The following is a 15598-nucleotide window of genomic DNA, read 5'->3' on the forward strand; positions in this document are numbered from 1 at the left end:
CTGCCATCATGCTGAAAGGCCGATTTGCCCAAGAACCATTGTATTCGCAACTGCTCCTTTTAGTAGGATTGGTTTTTGTAGGGATGCTATTTTTCACCACCCTGGGGGTTTTTATTGCCAGTGCCACCTTTGGTATCAGTCCAGAAGATGTATTGAGCATCTTCCAAAATCTGGACAAAGGAGCCGGTAGAGAAGTCTTTAAATTGGTGCAAAGCATCAATACTATTGGCAGCTATTTCATTCCGGCCTTGGTGGCTGCCTACCTTTTCGATCTTCAGCCCAAACGATTTATAGGTTCCGAAACCTTCCCTGCACCGGCCTGGCTTATTGTTGCCAGCTTGGTATTGATGGCTTATAGTATGTCGGCCTTAAGCGATTTACTCTATCGCATAAGTACCGCCTTCCCCTGGCCCGAATCATTCACTGCCAATATGAAAGATATGCAGGAGGTAATGCTGGGCACCTATTCGAATGTTTTAAACATGAAGGGCTTTGGCGATTTCCTTCATGTATTAATGGTGATGGCAGTTTTGCCGGCCATTGCAGAAGAGAGTTTATTCCGCGGGGTTTTACAACCCTTGCTGCGTCGCAAATTAAATCCGCATATCGCGATACTTATCACCAGCTTTGCCTTTTCAGCATTACACCAGCAATACCTGGCCTTCTTATCCATTTTTGTATTAGGAATGCTATTGGGTTATCTGCGGGAATGGACCAATAGTATTTGGCCTTCTACCATTTTACACTTCTTTAATAATGCCAGTATAGTGGTATTGGTTTACTTCTTTGATTTCGACTACAGAGAAGCTCTATCTGAAAACCAAGCTATTAATTGGGCGGAAACGGGAACCCTACTCGCAGTTCTCATCTTTAGTGTACTACTCTTTGAACGCCTCAGCCGAGGCTCCCGCAATTGGAGTGATTCTAAATAAGATTTCGAGGGTCTGAAAGGGCTGCTTTCGACCAAAGCTGACAAAAATCATTTTATCCACTTAGGTGCCCCAATACTTTTGAAACACAAATTGAAGGGACACCTATGTCGGCAATCTACATTCTCATCTCTATTAGTTTTCTCGTAGCTATTGGCTTTTTAGCGGCTTTCATCTGGAGCATCAAAAACGGCCAGTACGAGGACGACTATTCCCCGAGTGTTCGAATGTTGAAAGACGATCATGCTCCGAACCACAGACCAAAATTGTAGACTATGCAATCAGAAACCTTTTTTTACGACAATAAGATCGTAAGAAACTTCACCATCGCCACCATTATCTGGGGCGTAATCGGCCTCCTAGTAGGTATTTGGGTGGCGTTCTCTCTGGTTTTCCCAGAAACTCTGAACCCCGCTTCATGGCTTTCATTCGGACGTTTAAGAGCATTGCACACCAACGGTGCGATTTTCGCATTTGTGGGGAACGCAATCTTTGCGGGAGTTTATTACTCGCTGCAGCGCCTCTTAAAAGCACGGATGGCTTCGGATCTCCTGAGTAAAATTCACTTCTGGGGCTGGCAGCTGATCATCGTTTCGGCGGTAATCACTCTACCCTTAGGGATTAGCTCATCAAAGGAGTATGCCGAATTGGAATGGCCGATTGACATTGGCATTGCCCTGGTATGGGTAATCTTTGGCGTTAACATGTTCTGGACCATCCTTAAAAGGAGAGAGCGTCACTTATATGTGGCCATCTGGTTCTACATTGCCACCTTTGTTACGGTTGCGGTTCTGCATATTGTAAATAACTTGGAACTTCCTGTTTCCTTCACCAAGTCTTACTCCATTTTCGCCGGTGTGCAAGATGCCCTGGTGCAGTGGTGGTACGGACATAATGCGGTGGCCTTCTTCCTTACTACTCCGGTACTGGGATTGATGTACTACTTTGTACCGAAGGCCGCTAACCGTCCGGTATATTCCTACCGACTTTCGATTGTACACTTCTGGGCTCTGATCTTTATCTATATCTGGGCCGGACCTCACCACTTACTTTACACTGCCTTACCCGATTGGGCTCAAAGTTTAGGTACTGTATTCTCTATCATGCTGATTTTCCCTTCTTGGGGTGGTATGATTAACGGTTTGCTTACGCTGAGAGGCGCTTGGGATAAAGTGCGGGATTCTGCCGTATTGAAATTCTTCGTAGTGGCGATTACCGCTTATGGTATGAGTACTTTGGAAGGTCCACTTTTAAGTTTGAAAAGCTTAAACGCGATTGCTCACTACACTGACTGGATTCCTGCTCACGTACACATCGGTACCTTAGGTTGGAACGGATTTTTAATCTTCGGTATGATCTACTGGTTAATGCCTAAGATGTATCGCACCAGCTTGTTCTCTGAAAAATTAGCGAATGCACACTTCTGGATTGGTACCACCGGTATTTTATTCTGGGCCCTTCCTATGTACGTTTCTGGTTTTACCCAAAGCTTAATGTGGAAAGAGTTTAACCCAGATGGAACCTTGGTATACGGTAACTTCTTGGAAACTGTAACTCAGCTTATCCCATTATACGCCACTCGTGCGATTGGTGGTAGCTTATATGTAACCGGTATGTTGATTATGGTATACAACGTAATCAAAACCGTAAAAAGCGGATCCTTCCTGGCCCAGGAAGAAGCCAGTGCACCAGCTCTTGCTGAAGACTACACTGCTCCTAAAGGCGATTACTGGCACCGTTGGATTGAGCGTAAACCCGTTCAATTAATGGTAGGTGCAACTATCGTGATTTTGATTGGTGGTGTTATCGAGATTGTTCCCACCATTATGGTGAAGAGCAATGTACCAACCATAGAAGATGTGAAACCTTATACCGCCCTTGAGCTTGAAGGTCGTGATCTTTATATCCGCGAAGGCTGTAATGCCTGCCACTCGCAAATGATTCGCCCCTTCCGTTCTGAGATCGCACGATATGGCGATTACTCTAAAGCCGGTGAATTCGTATACGATCATCCATTCCTGTGGGGATCCAAACGTACCGGTCCGGACTTACACCGTGTAGGAGGAAAATACCCACACAGTTGGCACTACAAGCACATGGTTGATCCTCGTAGTATGAGTGCCGGATCTATTATGCCAACCTACGAATGGTTGTCTAGCAATGAATTGGACACAGAGCTTACCAGCAAGAAATTGGAAGCTATGCAAAGCCTGGGTGTTCCTTATAGCGATGAGTACATTGCTAATGCGAATACGCATCTGATGGCTCAAGCTGAGGAAATTGCTGCCGACTTAAGCCGCGATCTGGAGCAAGAAATCAGTCCTAAGGAAGAAATGGTAGCCTTAATCGCTTACCTGCAACGCCTGGGAATCGATATCAAAGGTGAGCACAGCAAGCATGTGGAGGCTACTACAGCCGGAACCTTAACCGCTGAAAACTAAGGTCATGCTAAAATTCATTAAACACAATATGGAGACTATTGATGGGGTATCGATTTACCCCATCCTCTCCTTCCTTATCTTCTTTAGCATCTTTATTCTGGCCATCATTTACGTGATTCGTAAGGACCGGAAAAGCATTGAAGAAATCAGCCTCTTACCACTAAACGATAATGCCAATCCTCATGAAAAGACTAAATAGAACCATCATCATTTTTGTGGTCTTACTGATGGCTGGAGCAGCTGCAGTAACCACCCTGGACCCTAGCAGTTCCTCCGAAATATTAGCCAATCCCTTATACTGGTTGGTAATCGTTGCGGCCTTCTTCCTGGTAATTGCCTTTATGGCCACCTACGAAGCTTTGGAAGCAATGAAGAAAATGATCAAAGGTGCGAATGGCGAAGTAGCCGAAGAATTAATCGAAGAAGAAGACAGCTGGGTAGACGATATCCTGCATAAGTTAACCGATGCCGCGCCATTAGATCGCGAAGAAGAAGTAGCTACTGACCACGAATACGACGGTATTCGCGAATTAGATAACAATCTTCCCCCTTGGTGGTTGATCGGATTCTATCTTTCGATTGTTTTCGCAGTGGTTTACATCTTGCGCTACCACGTTTTCCAAAGCGCGCCATTAAGTGAAGGTGAGTTAAAAATCGCATTAGTGGAGGCTGAAGCCGCTAAAGCAGAATATCTGAAAACTGCAGCGAATTTGGTAGATGAAAGCAATGTGGTTGCCCTTACCGATGAGAGTCGAATTGCAGCCGGAGCAGACATCTTTGCTAAAAACTGTGCAGTATGTCACGCCGCAGATGGTGGCGGTGGTGTAGGTCCTAACTTGACCGACGCCTATTGGTTGCACGGAAACGACATTAAGGACGTTTTCAAAACCGTGAAATACGGTGTGCCTGCAAAAGGTATGATTGCCTGGAAAGATCAATTAGGTGCTGCTGATATCCAAGACGTGTCTTCCTATATCCTAACACTGGAAGGTACCAGTCCTGCCAATCCTAAAGAACCCCAAGGTGAGCTCATGAGCAAGGAAGCTCCTGCTGCTACCGAAGCTACCGATAGTACAGCCAGCACTGCTGACAGTACCATCACCGCAGTAGAGGTTTCTGAGGAAGAATAAATAGCAGTACATTTTACTGCCTTTTTAAGAACATAGATACGTTTCTGACATGAAACCAAAAGACACGGAAGAAGTACTGAAGGAGACCCTGGAGATGGATCAATCCTTCCGTGACTCAGTAGCGACAATTAGTGAGAAAGGATCGAGAAATTTCTTGTTCCCCAAAAAACCAAAAGGTCGTTACACCAACCGTCGCCAAATGATGAGCTATGTGCTCTTGGCGATATTCTTTAGTCTTCCCTTCATCAAGATAGGAGGCCAACCTTTCCTTATGCTCAATGTATTGGAGCGCAAATTTGTAATCTTCGGGCAGATCTTCTGGCCCGAAGATTTTTTCATTTTTGTGATTGCCATGATCACTGGCGTACTTTTCGTTGCAGTATTTACGGTGGCTTTTGGCCGTCTTTTTTGCGGATGGATATGTCCACAAACCATTTTTATGGAGCATGTGTTCCGTAGAATTGAATACTGGATAGATGGCGACCGCAACCAGCAATTGCGCCTGGCTCGCATGCCTTGGAACGGCGAAAAAATTCGGAAGCGCGTAATTAAGAATGGGATATTCTATGCCATTTCTTTTACCATCGCCAACTTCTTTTTAATGTATATCATCGGAAAGGATGCCTGGTTCGAAATTGTGAGCGATGCTCCTTCTGAACACCTAGGAGGCTTGAGTGGAATGCTCATTTTCTCCGGTGTATTCTTCTTTGTCTTTGCCTGGTTCCGGGAGCAAGCCTGTATTATTGTTTGCCCTTATGGTCGTTTGCAAGGCGCCATGCTCGATCGCAACTCGGTGGTAATTGCCTATGATTATTTACGCGGCGAGAAGCGAGGTAAATTCCGCAAAAGCGAAGATCGCAAGGCGGAAGGCAAAGGCGATTGTATTGATTGCAATCAATGTGTGGATGTTTGCCCCACCGGAATTGACATCCGTAATGGTACGCAATTAGAGTGCATCAACTGTACGGCCTGTATTGATGCCTGCGATAATATTATGGATAAGACCAATAAACCTAGAGGTCTGATCCGTTACGATTCTGAAAACAATATTGCCTCTGGTACCGGTAAGATTTTTACCGGACGCGTAAAGGCTTATATGGGCATTCTAGTTGTACTTTTATCAATATTCACCTACCTCTTGATGAGTAGAGCTGATGTTGAATCGATTTTCCTGAGAGTGCCTGGCCAACCGCTAACCAAGGTAGATGAAGACACCTATAGCAATGCCTACAACTTTAAACTGCTCAATAAAACAGCAGAAGACAAGGTTTATCAATTTAAGGTAATTGAACCTACCGAAGGCATTAGACTTAAACGTGCTGGTGAATCTGAGCTTATTGAAGTGAAAGCTTCCGAGCTAGCCCAAGGGGCGGTGATTTTGTACCTTGACACAGATCAAATGACCGGTATGACTACCGATATCAAAATCGGTGTTTACGATGGAGATGAATTGGTGGAAACCTTGAAAACTTCCTTCACCGGACCATTCATTAAACCCAAAAAATAACTCGTCATGAAATTTAATTGGGGAACAGGGCTGGTAATAGTCCTGGCACTTTTTATTCTAGGTATGGGAACCGCTGTTTATAAAGCTACTCAAGCCCGCCATGATTTAGTGACTACAGAATACTATCAAGAGGAATTAGCCTACCAAGGCACCATTGATGGCAAGCGAAATGCTCGAGAGCTCAGTGGCCATTGTCAGCTTAAGGTTGAGGATCAAAAACTGATACTGCACTTTCCGGAGGACCTAAAAGATCAAAGCGCTAATCTGCAGGTATTAATGTACTTCCCTACCGACGCTAAAAAGGACTTTGAACTTAAGGAGGAAAACTGGAAGGTCGGATCTTATGAAGTTCCCGGCTCCAAATTAGGGGCTGGTAAATGGATTGCTAAAATTCGTTTAGAGAGCGGAGACAAAATGTATTACTTCGAGCCCGAAATTGTACTCTGATGTACGGGGTAGCCTTTACATTCGGGCTGCTTTCTTCTTTGCATTGTTTGGCCATGTGCGGCCCTTTGCAAGCGGTAGTTATGGGTCAATGGCTGCAGAGTAAACATCAAGCCAACTGGATTAGCTACCACGCTGGGCGCTTAGGCACCTATATGCTTTTGGCTATAATCGCCTCCTTATTGGGCTCTGGCCTAGGCATACCTGATATGCAAGGTAGTTTCACCATCCTCGCGGGCCTTATTCTTTTACTGGGTTATTTTGGCTTTAAAGCCCTGAAATGGGATCGTAAAACCTTGCAGCTTATTGGCCCCATTTTATCCAAACTACAAAGCAAAGTTCGAGGCAAAAAGCATCCGCTTTGGTATCTCATCAGCGGAAGCTTAAACGGCCTTTTACCTTGCGGAATGGTCTACGCTGCTTTGGTTCCTGCCTTGGGTCTGAGCTCCTGGACAGAGGCCATTCTTTATATGGGTGCTTTTGGATTGGGAACTTTACCGCTCCTCTTAAGCTTTAACCTCTTTTCGAATGCCCTATTACTTCGCTTTGGACCCTATCTCAATCGACTGATTCCCTTGAGCATCGTGCTCATTTCGGCCCTGCTTATATTAAGAGGAATGGAATTGGACATCCCCTATTTATCTCCTGAAATGCCAGTGCCGGGAGCTTCCACCGAAAGTTGTGGCTAAGCCTAAAAGTAGCATTAAAAAAAGGCTAAACCTGTTTCCAAGCTTAGCCTTTAAAACCAAACACTATCTAATTCTATTATACCGCCTTACTAAAGGTGGGTTTTTGCAATTCGCCGGCACTTAGCTTACGGTCGAGCACCGAACATACATTGCGAATAAAAGCCCGGCCCTTGCGTGTTACTTTCACTTGATAGGGGAATACCTTAAGCAAGCCATCTTCTTCCAATAATCTAAATCGCGACTTCAAGAAATCATCAAAATAGTCGCGCTCATCCAGCCATTCTCCTTCAAAATGACAAATCAAATTGAGGAGCTTAGCGCGAGTTTTCAGATCCTCATCCGAATGGTAATGGGTCTTGATTAAAGGAGGATAATCTTCGGTATTCACCCGATGGAGATAATCCTTCAATTTCTTTTCATTCTGGGCAAATGCCGACCATACATCGCTGATGGAACTGGCTCCTAAAGCTAAAGCCAGATGGGTATGATGCGGGGTATAACCCATAAAGTTGCGATGTAATTTATGAGCACGGGCCGACTTGGCTAAATCATCTTGAGGCAGGGCGAAGTGGTCCATCCCTATTTCCTGATATCCCATTTTCAAGAAACCATCTGCTCCTAAGCGATAGAGATTCCATTTTGCTTCGCCCAGAGGCAAATCGCTTTCATCATAAGCTCTTTGACTGGGTGCTACTCCTGGCACATGAGCATAACTGTAAAAGGCAATGCGATCGGGCTTTAAGGACTCTACCCATTTTAGATTAGTCCGGATATTGCCTTCGGTTTGCTGCGGCAAACCATAAATCAAATCGAAGTTAATCGACTCATAGCCAATCTCTCGCGCCTTGCTTACAATATGTTCTACTTGCTCTGCTGTTTGAAAGCGATTAATCAAACTGAGGATCTTAGGATCAAAATCCTGGATTCCTAAGCTTAGACGATTGAATCCTAAATTGAATAAGGTTTCCAAATGCTCATCACTGGTACTAAAAGGATGGGCCTCGAAGCTGAATGAATGAAAATCAGCCACCTCGGCTTCAGCTAAAATGCCCTCAATTAAAACTCGAAGATTTTCGGGACTGAAGAAAGTTGGTGTTCCCCCACCCAAATGAATTTCGCGAAGAATAGCTTTCTCCGGGAAACGACTGGTATACATGCGCCATTCTTTTAAAACAGCTTGCACATAGGGCTGCTCCACCAAATGATTTTTGGTAATGTGTTTATTGCAACCGCAGTAAGTACACAAACTTTCGCAATAGGGTAAATGGATATACAAGCTTATTTCACGATCCTTTTCAAAGGCCTCCACTACCTGATTCATCCAACGCTCCGGATTCAAATCCGTACTATCCCACAAGGGAACAGCCGGATAGGAAGTATATCTAGGAACGGCCACATTGTATTTCTCTACCAGTCGGTAATCCATAACATCTAATTCTAAAACAAAACTAGAATGAGCCTAAGAGCTCCGAAATGACAATTATCAGCACCGAGCCGCTATTTTTGCAAGATGAATTGGTACTTCTTTTTTAAAGCCCTCCATATAATTGGATTCGTAAGTTGGTTCGCGGGACTTTTTTACTTAGTTCGTCTTTTTGTATACCACCGCGAAGCCTGGGAAATGGATCCAGAATTGCCTGAGGGCCCTATCCTGCGCAAGCAATATCATGTAATGGAAAGCCGCCTTTACCGGATCATTCAAAGTCCGGCCTTAATTCTAACTCTGATTGGCGGGATAGGTATGCTTAGTATAAATCCGGCTTGGTTGAATATGCCTTGGATGCATCTTAAATTAAGTCTGGTTTTCTTCCTTATTATTTACCATTTCTCCTGTGCGCGACACATTAAAAGCTTAAGAGAAAACAGCAAAGGATTGAGCAGTTTTGGCTATCGTCTTTACAATGAAGTTCCTACCTTGATTTTAATCGCGGTGGTGATGCTGGCCGTTTGGAAAAACCTCTCTGGACTATGGATTGGCTTAGCCACTTTATTGATACTTGGCCTACTATTTTTCATCGCGGCCAAACTCTATAAAAGGAAGCGCGAAAAAAACTGAAAATTTTCCGATTGAGACTCAGTATGTTAACTGAATGTTAAGTGCTCAAGTGTGGATTTTTGCAATTATGATTTGCAAAATTTAATTTCCCTGCTTTATATTTGTCCCAGCGAAGCAGATTAATCAGGTTAAGGTTTTACCCCGATATCCTCTCAGGATGTCGGGGTTTTTCTTTTATTATCTTCTGGTTAAATAATTCAATCCTGTTCACCCAAAATTTTAATCACTCGTTTTCAGACATTTAGACCTTTATAAAGTCTAAATAAGAATATTACACACACTAAGGTGTTGCAGGCAAAGAATTAAATGTATATTTGAGTCTGCGAAGCAGATTAATCAGGTTAAGGTTTTACCCCGGTTTCCTTTATGGAAGCCGGGGTTTTTCTTTTACCCTCCTTTTCAATTGGCAATCCCAGCAACATGAGTTGCATTTTTTAATAATTTATCGAAAAACGCAATTAAAATTTGCAACAATGCTTGCGCATTAGAAAACTTGTTGTACTTTAGCGTCAGCGAAGCAGATTAATCAGGTTAAGGTTTTACCCCGATATCCTCTCAGGATGTCGGGGTTTTCCATTTTTAGACCCTAAGTGATTGATTTACAATTTCTACTTCTCTTTCACCGGATAGAATACCGGCCTGGAAGGCGCTGCATCATTATGCAGCGGTGCTACCTGAAGGTTAACAAAGTACATCCCCTCAATTAATTCATCTGGAAAATAAGCCAATTCCGTGATCGTAGCCTGCTTTCGAATCGCATCCGGATATTGCCAAAATGCACGGTGCGCCGCCAAGGCACCCCCATCCTCCTCCCGATCGACCGAAGGTAAATTAGTAAGCAAATGACTTACCCCGGCTTCAGCTAAAAACTGACATAGCTTCGCCTCAAAATAGGGAGGATTCGTATTGCTGAAATTCTTAGGAAAGGCTAATCCATCGGCCGCCAGAGCTACAAAAGCTGGCAAACCTTCTTTAGGAACTTTAAGATCCTCCAACTTCAATATCAAATCTCCAGCTTCCTCGTGCATCGGTAAGCGCTGAAAATAGAGCCAGCCGTGATGCTCTTCCATCAAATCACCTACCTTTTGTTGCTGCTGATCAATATGTCCATAGCATTCCGTGTGGGTTCCATTACCATGTGGATTGAGCTTCACTTCAAAGAAGTTTACACTGCCACCTTCGGCCACTGAGCCAATCCAATCACCCATACGAACGGGCTGAATAGACACCGGATCAACATACCAGGCTGCCGGCTCCCGTTTTGGATCTCCCAATGTGCTGCTGCAATCAATCCCCTTACTTAGGTCTACTGAATATTTCCGCTCCCCGCGAGCCAGCTCTATAATCATCTTAATCTTCTTTTAGATAAAATAAATCCGAAGCTAAGCCATCGCTAAAAAAGCGCTGCTCTCCGGGAATAAATATGCGTTCTTCTGTCTTTTGCAGTCGACCTCCCTCAATTAGTTTATTGGCCTCCTTCCAAAAATGATCCTGCAAGTATTCCGGCCAATTTGCCAATTCCTTGATTGAAATGCCCGCCTTCAATCGCATTCGAATCATTACAAATTCATTAAAGCGATCCTCAATGGAAAGCACTTCCTCTTCCGGTTTCCAATCCTCCGTATGAATAGCCTTTAGGTAAAGCTTATTATTGGCCACATTCCAATGTCTGGCCCTTCCATTATAGGAGTGGGCACTGGGACCCAAGCCTAAATAAGATGCTCCTTGCCAATAAGAACTATTGTGCACCGCTTGATGCCCTGGTCGACAAAAATTGGATAGCTCATACTGCTCATAGCCTTCCGCCTGAGCAAAGTCTTGCAAAATTTTAAAATGTCGAGCGGCAGCCGATTCATCCACCTCCACTTTGCCTTGCTTTACCCAATGCGCCAAAACGGTTTTAGGCTCGACGGTTAAGGCATAGCTCGAAAAATGCGGCACCTTATAAGCCTTAATTTGCTCCAATTGCCAAAGCCAATCTTCATCAGTCTGATTGGGAATCCCATAGATCAAATCCACGGTAAGATTATCAAAACCATATTGTCTGGCCAACTCCAGGCATTTTCGAGATTCCTCTGCCGAATGAGCGCGATTCATTAAACGTAAATCCTCCTCCTTAAAGCTTTGCAAACCGATAGACAATCGATTCACCTCCGTTTGAGCCAAGGCCTTAATGTAGTCTTCATTTAAATCATCCGGATTAGCCTCCAAACAAATTTCAGCCGATGCGGTCCATTCAAAGTCCTTTCGCAAGGCATCAAGGATCGCTTGAATCTGGGCAGGATCCAATAAACTTGGGGTCCCTCCTCCGAAATAGATGCTTTTAAGCTCTCGAGTTCCTAGATAATCCCGCCTTCGAGCCGCCTCTTTTATTAAGGCCTGCACCATGGTATCTTTATCGGTATGGAGGGTACTGAAATGAAAATCGCAATACACACAAGCCTGGCGACAAAAGGGTATATGCAAGTAAATACCAGCCATTAAGCAGGAACCTTTGGCAGAAGAATTCGGAAGGTGGTACCGCCTTCTAAGACCGATTCCGCTACGAAGATTTTGCCTTTATGGTAATCTTCAATGATTCGACGTGCTAAACTTAAGCCCAATCCCCAGCCTCTTTTTTTGGTTGAGTAGCCAGGGCGAAATACAGAATTCACCTTTTGAGGCGGAATGCCTTTACCGGTATCCACCACATCAATTTGTACTTTGGTATCGGTAGAACTTAGATAAACATCAATGCGCCCTTCACCTTCAATGGCATCAATCGCATTGCGAATTAAGTTTTCAATCACCCATTCGAAAAGGGGTAAATTCACTTCCGAGTATATCGGTTCAAATGGAACATGGCATTCTACCTCAATCTTTTTAGGGCTGCGTGTTCGCAAATACTCCACTGCTTGACGAGTGCTAAGCAGCATATCCGTTTTACGCAAGGCCGGCTGAGATCCAATCTTGGAAAAGCGATTAGTTATGGTCTCCAGACGCTTCACATCCTTCTCCATTTCCTTAACCATATTCGGATCTACTTCCTGCAATTTCATCAATTCCAACCAGCCCATCAAAGAGCTTAAAGGCGTTCCAATCTGATGCGCGGTTTCCTTAGCCAAACCGTTCCAAACCTGATCTTGCTCTGCCTTACGAGCCCCACTAAAGGCAAAATAGGCCACTAATATAAATAGGCTGATCACCCCTAAAAGGGCAATGGGATAATAGCGCAGTTTGGTAAGCAAGTTGGAGCTTTCATAATAGACTACAATCTTCTTATTGGGAACATAATAGTCTTCGATAAAGAGACCATTCTCCCGCATTTGCTCCAGGCGCTTCTTCAGATAGTCTGGGTCATTGGCGCGGGGCGAATTCAAATTGGCGGAGTGCACAATCGAATCCGTGCCATTGGTAATGATTACCGGAATAGTAGTGTTGGAGTTGATGATCTGCGAGACCAGCAACATATCGGCATTCTTCTCTGCCCTCAGCGCCGAACTCATGGCACTGGCCCACTGATTCACCTTCTTCACCTCTTCATTACGGAGCTCCTTCAGAAAGCTTTCGGTATAGAAAAGAGTTACCAGTCCAATTAGAATGGCAAAGACGAAAAGTAAAAACTTCCAAAGGTTCTTGCGTCCGTAAAAATCCATAGGCTAGCAAACAAAAATAAGCGAATAATATTGCCGGCCTGGCGCGGCTTAGTTCATTTCCAGAAGCTGATTAAGCTCGCTAAGATTGGGCGTAATGATAATTTCGGTACGACGGTTTTTCGCCTTTCCCTCGGGAGTATCATTGCTGGCCACCGGAACGTATTCGCTTCTTCCGGCTGCGGTGATATTGGCTTTGTTCACGCCCTCATTAGCTACCAAAATCTTCACAATGCTGGTGGCGCGCATCACACTTAGATCCCAATTGTCTTTAACAGCGGTACGACCATTAAAAGCATCGGCATCGGTATGACCTTCCACCATAACTTGCAAATCTGGGTTCTCCGCCAAAACTACTGCTAGTTCTTCGAGGGCCTTACGACCTTCTGCTTCCACCGTCCAACTAGCGGATGGGAATAATAAGCGGTTCTCTAAAGATACATATACCTTACCATCGCGCTCTTCCACAGTAAGACCCTTACCATCGAAATTACGCAGGGCATCACGTAAGCGCTGACGTACCATTTCCACAGTACTATCCTTACGGGCCATCGCAGATTCTAATTCGCTGATACGTGCTTCACGCACCTGAATTTCCTGTCCTAATTTCTGCAAATTGGCATCCAGCTTTTGCAGGCGATCATTCTCCAAGCGCAGGGAATCTTCCTTGGCTGATAATTCAGCTTGAAGCTTATTCAATTTAGCCACGAGCTTTTTATTCTCCGCCTGATTGGAGGCTAATAACTCATTATTATTCTCCAATAAGTATTCGTAGGAACGATTTAAATCCTGATAACGATTGTTAAGATTCTCTAGCTCTTGCTTGGTCTCAGAGCTTTTTTGACGCAGAGTAGCCAGTTCTGATTCCAGGTTTTTGATTCGCGATTGCGCCACTTCTTCCGCTGCCTGCGCTCCGTCACGCCCCTTGCGAAGGGTAGAGTTTTCTGCCTCCAGATCAGCAAATTTGGCTTGTAGATCTTTATACACCTTACTACTCACGCAAGATGAGGCCATAAAGGCCAGAATAGCAAATAGGGCAAGCTTTTTCATAGTAACATTTGCCTCAAAATTAAGGCTCTGCTTATTGCCCTACAGCAGTACTGTCAGATTTTAACAACGGCTCTTTGTTGATAGCTTGCTTTGCACGATATCGCCATTCCAACTCCAATTCCCAATTGGCACGAATCTCCAATTCTTCCCGATAAGGAACGCGTTTTTCCGCCTGCCGACCCTGGTAAAAATCTCCGGTAGTATACTCACCATTTCCATCCTCATCAATAATGATAAAGGCCTTTAATTTTCGAGGAAAGGTGTTTTTAAGCAATACTGAGGTTGAATCGCGGAAGGATTGCTCCAGCAATATCCGGTCATTTTCTTCAACTATTTGTAAAATCATGGCTTTCGCCGAATCGGCCACCACCTTAAAGGTCAAGGTGCCTAAATCTTCGCCTTTCAGTATGTCAACCTTGAAATCTACAGAATCTTCCAATTGAAGTTTCTCGCTATAAAAAGCACCGGGCTTAAAACGCAGCTTAAAGGAACGTGGATGAGGAGGAGGCAAATACCATAAAAAAGGATCGGTACTATCGGGCAGCAGGCTCACATTAAGGGTGTCTTTATCATTAATCTTATAAATCGAATCGGGGTTCCAGCCTTTGAGAAGCATGCTAGATCGAAAGGGCAAGCTATCCCAGGGCCGCAATTGTTTTATCGCCGTATTAATACTTAATTCAGGTTCCTTCATTTCCCGCAGGCGAATAGTGTAGATAGAATCCACAAACAGGCTATCGTAATTCAATTTGAACTGCAAACTATCTGCCTTGAAAGAGAAGTAGTAGTTCAATGTATCCTTGTCCTTATTCCAAAGAAAAAATGAAGAATCCGCCGCTCTCCCTAGGGGTTCCACTTTAAAATTAGAGGCCTCCTTATTGAAGGCAAACTGAATCTTAGAGGAGTTTTTCTGCTTGGCATTCAGAAAGCGAAAGTCGGGTTCGGGCTCGAAGAGAACCAAGTCATAGAGGTACAGACTATCAGGTCGTAATCGAATTGTATCCGAATGAAAAGCGAGGGGCGAATCTCGGCGCAGCAATTTAAAAGTACCGCCCTTTTCTTCGAAGGCCACCATTAAATAATCGCCTTCTCCCAAATAGGACATACCAAAGGAACCAGTTTCATCGGTGAAGGTATAATAGTCCGGACGCTCCTTTAGCAGAAATGAATCGCGATCTTCCGCCTTCTTCACATCATAAAGACCCACTAAATGGTTGCTGAGCGGCTCATTGGAATAGGCCTTGCGCAGGGTTCCGGAAAGATGCAGGCTATCTATATAGCTTCCGGTAGAAAAAACGTACTTAAACTTTGTGTTCTCATTACCCTCATTAAGGTCGGCCAAACTTTTGCCAAAAGAGATTATATAAGTGGTATTGGGACGTAAAGTATCCTTTAACAAAATCTCCACCTTCTTACCTCTGGCAATAATTTCCAGGTCTTCTTTAAGAAGTGGATTGATATTAATATTCTGTTGAGGACTTTTTAAATTCAGATACTCATCAAACTCTAAAATGATTTTATCCGCTTTAAAAAAGAGAGTCTGATTGGGAGGGAAAGCCGTATCCAAACGGGGCGCCAGCGTATCCTTGTCGCCACCACTGGGACTGGACTTACTGGCACAGGAACTAATACTGGCTTCAAAAAAAACAAATACTGCAATTAATAGGAGCAGAGAAGTTAAAGTTCGAATATTCGAATTAGTTCGCATTATTTAGTATAG

Annotated in this window: 15 protein-coding genes; 9 read left to right on the forward strand and 6 right to left on the reverse strand. The window is 44.1% G+C overall.

What is annotated here, in order from left to right; translation table 11 throughout:
- Nucleotides 1-8: 8 nt before the first annotated feature.
- The 8 genes from H4K34_RS06840 to H4K34_RS06875 all read left to right on the forward strand — a co-directional run bounded on the left by H4K34_RS06840 (nt 9) and on the right by H4K34_RS06875 (nt 7140).
- Nucleotides 9-932, forward strand: coding sequence for a CPBP family intramembrane glutamic endopeptidase (locus H4K34_RS06840; RefSeq protein WP_210760079.1), 924 nt, complete (start codon nt 9-11; stop codon nt 930-932).
- A 104-nt stretch (nt 933-1036) separates the two neighbouring features.
- Nucleotides 1037-1201, forward strand: coding sequence for a cbb3-type cytochrome oxidase assembly protein CcoS (gene ccoS, locus H4K34_RS06845; RefSeq protein ID WP_210760080.1), 165 nt, complete (start codon nt 1037-1039; stop codon nt 1199-1201).
- Between the two features lie 3 nt (nt 1202-1204).
- A complete protein-coding gene (gene ccoN / locus H4K34_RS06850) occupies nt 1205-3370 on the forward strand; it encodes a cytochrome-c oxidase, cbb3-type subunit I (protein ID WP_210760081.1) in 2166 nt (721 codons plus the stop codon).
- A 4-nt stretch (nt 3371-3374) separates the two neighbouring features.
- Entirely contained in the window at nt 3375-3569 is a 195-nt protein-coding gene (locus H4K34_RS06855; RefSeq protein WP_210760082.1) for a CcoQ/FixQ family Cbb3-type cytochrome c oxidase assembly chaperone, read from the forward strand.
- Complete coding sequence (locus H4K34_RS06860; RefSeq protein WP_210760083.1) at nt 3553-4500, forward strand: cbb3-type cytochrome c oxidase N-terminal domain-containing protein; 948 nt, start codon at nt 3553-3555, stop codon at nt 4498-4500. The genes H4K34_RS06855 and H4K34_RS06860 overlap by 17 nt, the downstream gene beginning before the upstream one ends.
- Nucleotides 4501-4549: 49 nt before the next feature.
- Nucleotides 4550-6007, forward strand: coding sequence for a cytochrome c oxidase accessory protein CcoG (ccoG, locus tag H4K34_RS06865; RefSeq protein ID WP_246452208.1), 1458 nt, complete (start codon nt 4550-4552; stop codon nt 6005-6007).
- 6 nt (nt 6008-6013) lie between these two features.
- Complete coding sequence (locus H4K34_RS06870; RefSeq protein ID WP_210760084.1) at nt 6014-6454, forward strand: FixH family protein; 441 nt, start codon at nt 6014-6016, stop codon at nt 6452-6454.
- Nucleotides 6454-7140, forward strand: a complete 687-nt coding sequence (locus tag H4K34_RS06875; RefSeq protein WP_210760085.1) for a sulfite exporter TauE/SafE family protein — start codon at nt 6454-6456, stop codon at nt 7138-7140. The genes H4K34_RS06870 and H4K34_RS06875 overlap by 1 nt, the downstream gene beginning before the upstream one ends.
- Nucleotides 7141-7216: 76 nt before the next feature.
- On the opposite strand, the gene hemN is transcribed toward H4K34_RS06875, so the two are convergent.
- Entirely contained in the window at nt 7217-8566 is a 1350-nt protein-coding gene (hemN, locus tag H4K34_RS06880) for an oxygen-independent coproporphyrinogen III oxidase (RefSeq protein ID WP_210760086.1), read from the reverse strand.
- Nucleotides 8567-8650: 84 nt separating this feature from the next.
- Here hemN and hemJ point away from each other — a divergent pair, with 84 nt between their 5' ends.
- On the forward strand, nt 8651-9196 hold the full coding sequence (gene hemJ / locus H4K34_RS06885) for a protoporphyrinogen oxidase HemJ (RefSeq protein ID WP_210760087.1): 546 nt from the start codon (nt 8651-8653) through the stop codon (nt 9194-9196).
- A 608-nt stretch (nt 9197-9804) separates the two neighbouring features.
- On the opposite strand, the gene H4K34_RS06890 is transcribed toward hemJ, so the two are convergent.
- The 5 genes from H4K34_RS06890 to H4K34_RS06910 are packed head-to-tail and all read right to left on the reverse strand — an operon-like array spanning nt 9805 to nt 15586.
- Nucleotides 9805-10545: a cyclase family protein gene (locus H4K34_RS06890; RefSeq protein ID WP_210760088.1), complete on the reverse strand. Its 741-nt coding sequence runs from the start codon at nt 10543-10545 to the stop codon at nt 9805-9807.
- 1 nt (nt 10546) lies between these two features.
- Complete coding sequence (gene hemW / locus H4K34_RS06895; protein ID WP_210760089.1) at nt 10547-11677, reverse strand: radical SAM family heme chaperone HemW; 1131 nt, start codon at nt 11675-11677, stop codon at nt 10547-10549.
- On the reverse strand, nt 11677-12831 hold the full coding sequence (locus H4K34_RS06900; RefSeq protein WP_210760090.1) for a sensor histidine kinase: 1155 nt from the start codon (nt 12829-12831) through the stop codon (nt 11677-11679). Before H4K34_RS06900 ends, hemW begins: the two co-directional genes overlap by 1 nt.
- Nucleotides 12832-12879: 48 nt before the next feature.
- Nucleotides 12880-13878 (reverse strand): OmpA family protein, encoded by a 999-nt coding sequence (locus H4K34_RS06905; RefSeq protein ID WP_210760091.1) that lies wholly within the window; start codon nt 13876-13878, stop codon nt 12880-12882.
- A gap of 31 nt (nt 13879-13909) precedes the next feature.
- Nucleotides 13910-15586 (reverse strand): Ig-like domain-containing protein, encoded by a 1677-nt coding sequence (locus H4K34_RS06910; RefSeq protein ID WP_210760092.1) that lies wholly within the window; start codon nt 15584-15586, stop codon nt 13910-13912.
- Nucleotides 15587-15598: the final 12 nt, after the last annotated feature.

Origin of the sequence: Croceimicrobium hydrocarbonivorans (assembly GCF_014524565.1) — a bacterium.
Classification (GTDB): Bacteria; Bacteroidota; Bacteroidia; order Flavobacteriales; family Schleiferiaceae; genus Croceimicrobium; species Croceimicrobium hydrocarbonivorans.

Bases quoted from the DNA above. Each gene is read 5' to 3' on its own strand.
- H4K34_RS06840 (WP_210760079.1), top strand. From the start codon at position 9: ATGCTGAAAGGCCGATTTGCCCAAGAACCATTGTATTCGCAACTGCTC.
- ccoS (WP_210760080.1), top strand. From the start codon at position 1,037: ATGTCGGCAATCTACATTCTCATCTCTATTAGTTTTCTCGTAGCTATT.
- ccoN (WP_210760081.1), top strand. From the start codon at position 1,205: ATGCAATCAGAAACCTTTTTTTACGACAATAAGATCGTAAGAAACTTC.
- H4K34_RS06855 (WP_210760082.1), top strand. From the start codon at position 3,375: ATGCTAAAATTCATTAAACACAATATGGAGACTATTGATGGGGTATCG.
- H4K34_RS06860 (WP_210760083.1), top strand. From the start codon at position 3,553: ATGAAAAGACTAAATAGAACCATCATCATTTTTGTGGTCTTACTGATG.
- ccoG (WP_246452208.1), top strand. From the start codon at position 4,550: ATGAAACCAAAAGACACGGAAGAAGTACTGAAGGAGACCCTGGAGATG.
- H4K34_RS06870 (WP_210760084.1), top strand. From the start codon at position 6,014: ATGAAATTTAATTGGGGAACAGGGCTGGTAATAGTCCTGGCACTTTTT.
- H4K34_RS06875 (WP_210760085.1), top strand. From the start codon at position 6,454: ATGTACGGGGTAGCCTTTACATTCGGGCTGCTTTCTTCTTTGCATTGT.
- hemN (WP_210760086.1), bottom strand. From the start codon at position 8,566: ATGGATTACCGACTGGTAGAGAAATACAATGTGGCCGTTCCTAGATAT.
- hemJ (WP_210760087.1), top strand. From the start codon at position 8,651: ATGAATTGGTACTTCTTTTTTAAAGCCCTCCATATAATTGGATTCGTA.
- H4K34_RS06890 (WP_210760088.1), bottom strand. From the start codon at position 10,545: ATGATTATAGAGCTGGCTCGCGGGGAGCGGAAATATTCAGTAGACCTA.
- hemW (WP_210760089.1), bottom strand. From the start codon at position 11,677: ATGGCTGGTATTTACTTGCATATACCCTTTTGTCGCCAGGCTTGTGTG.
- H4K34_RS06900 (WP_210760090.1), bottom strand. From the start codon at position 12,831: ATGGATTTTTACGGACGCAAGAACCTTTGGAAGTTTTTACTTTTCGTC.
- H4K34_RS06905 (WP_210760091.1), bottom strand. From the start codon at position 13,878: ATGAAAAAGCTTGCCCTATTTGCTATTCTGGCCTTTATGGCCTCATCT.
- H4K34_RS06910 (WP_210760092.1), bottom strand. From the start codon at position 15,586: ATGCGAACTAATTCGAATATTCGAACTTTAACTTCTCTGCTCCTATTA.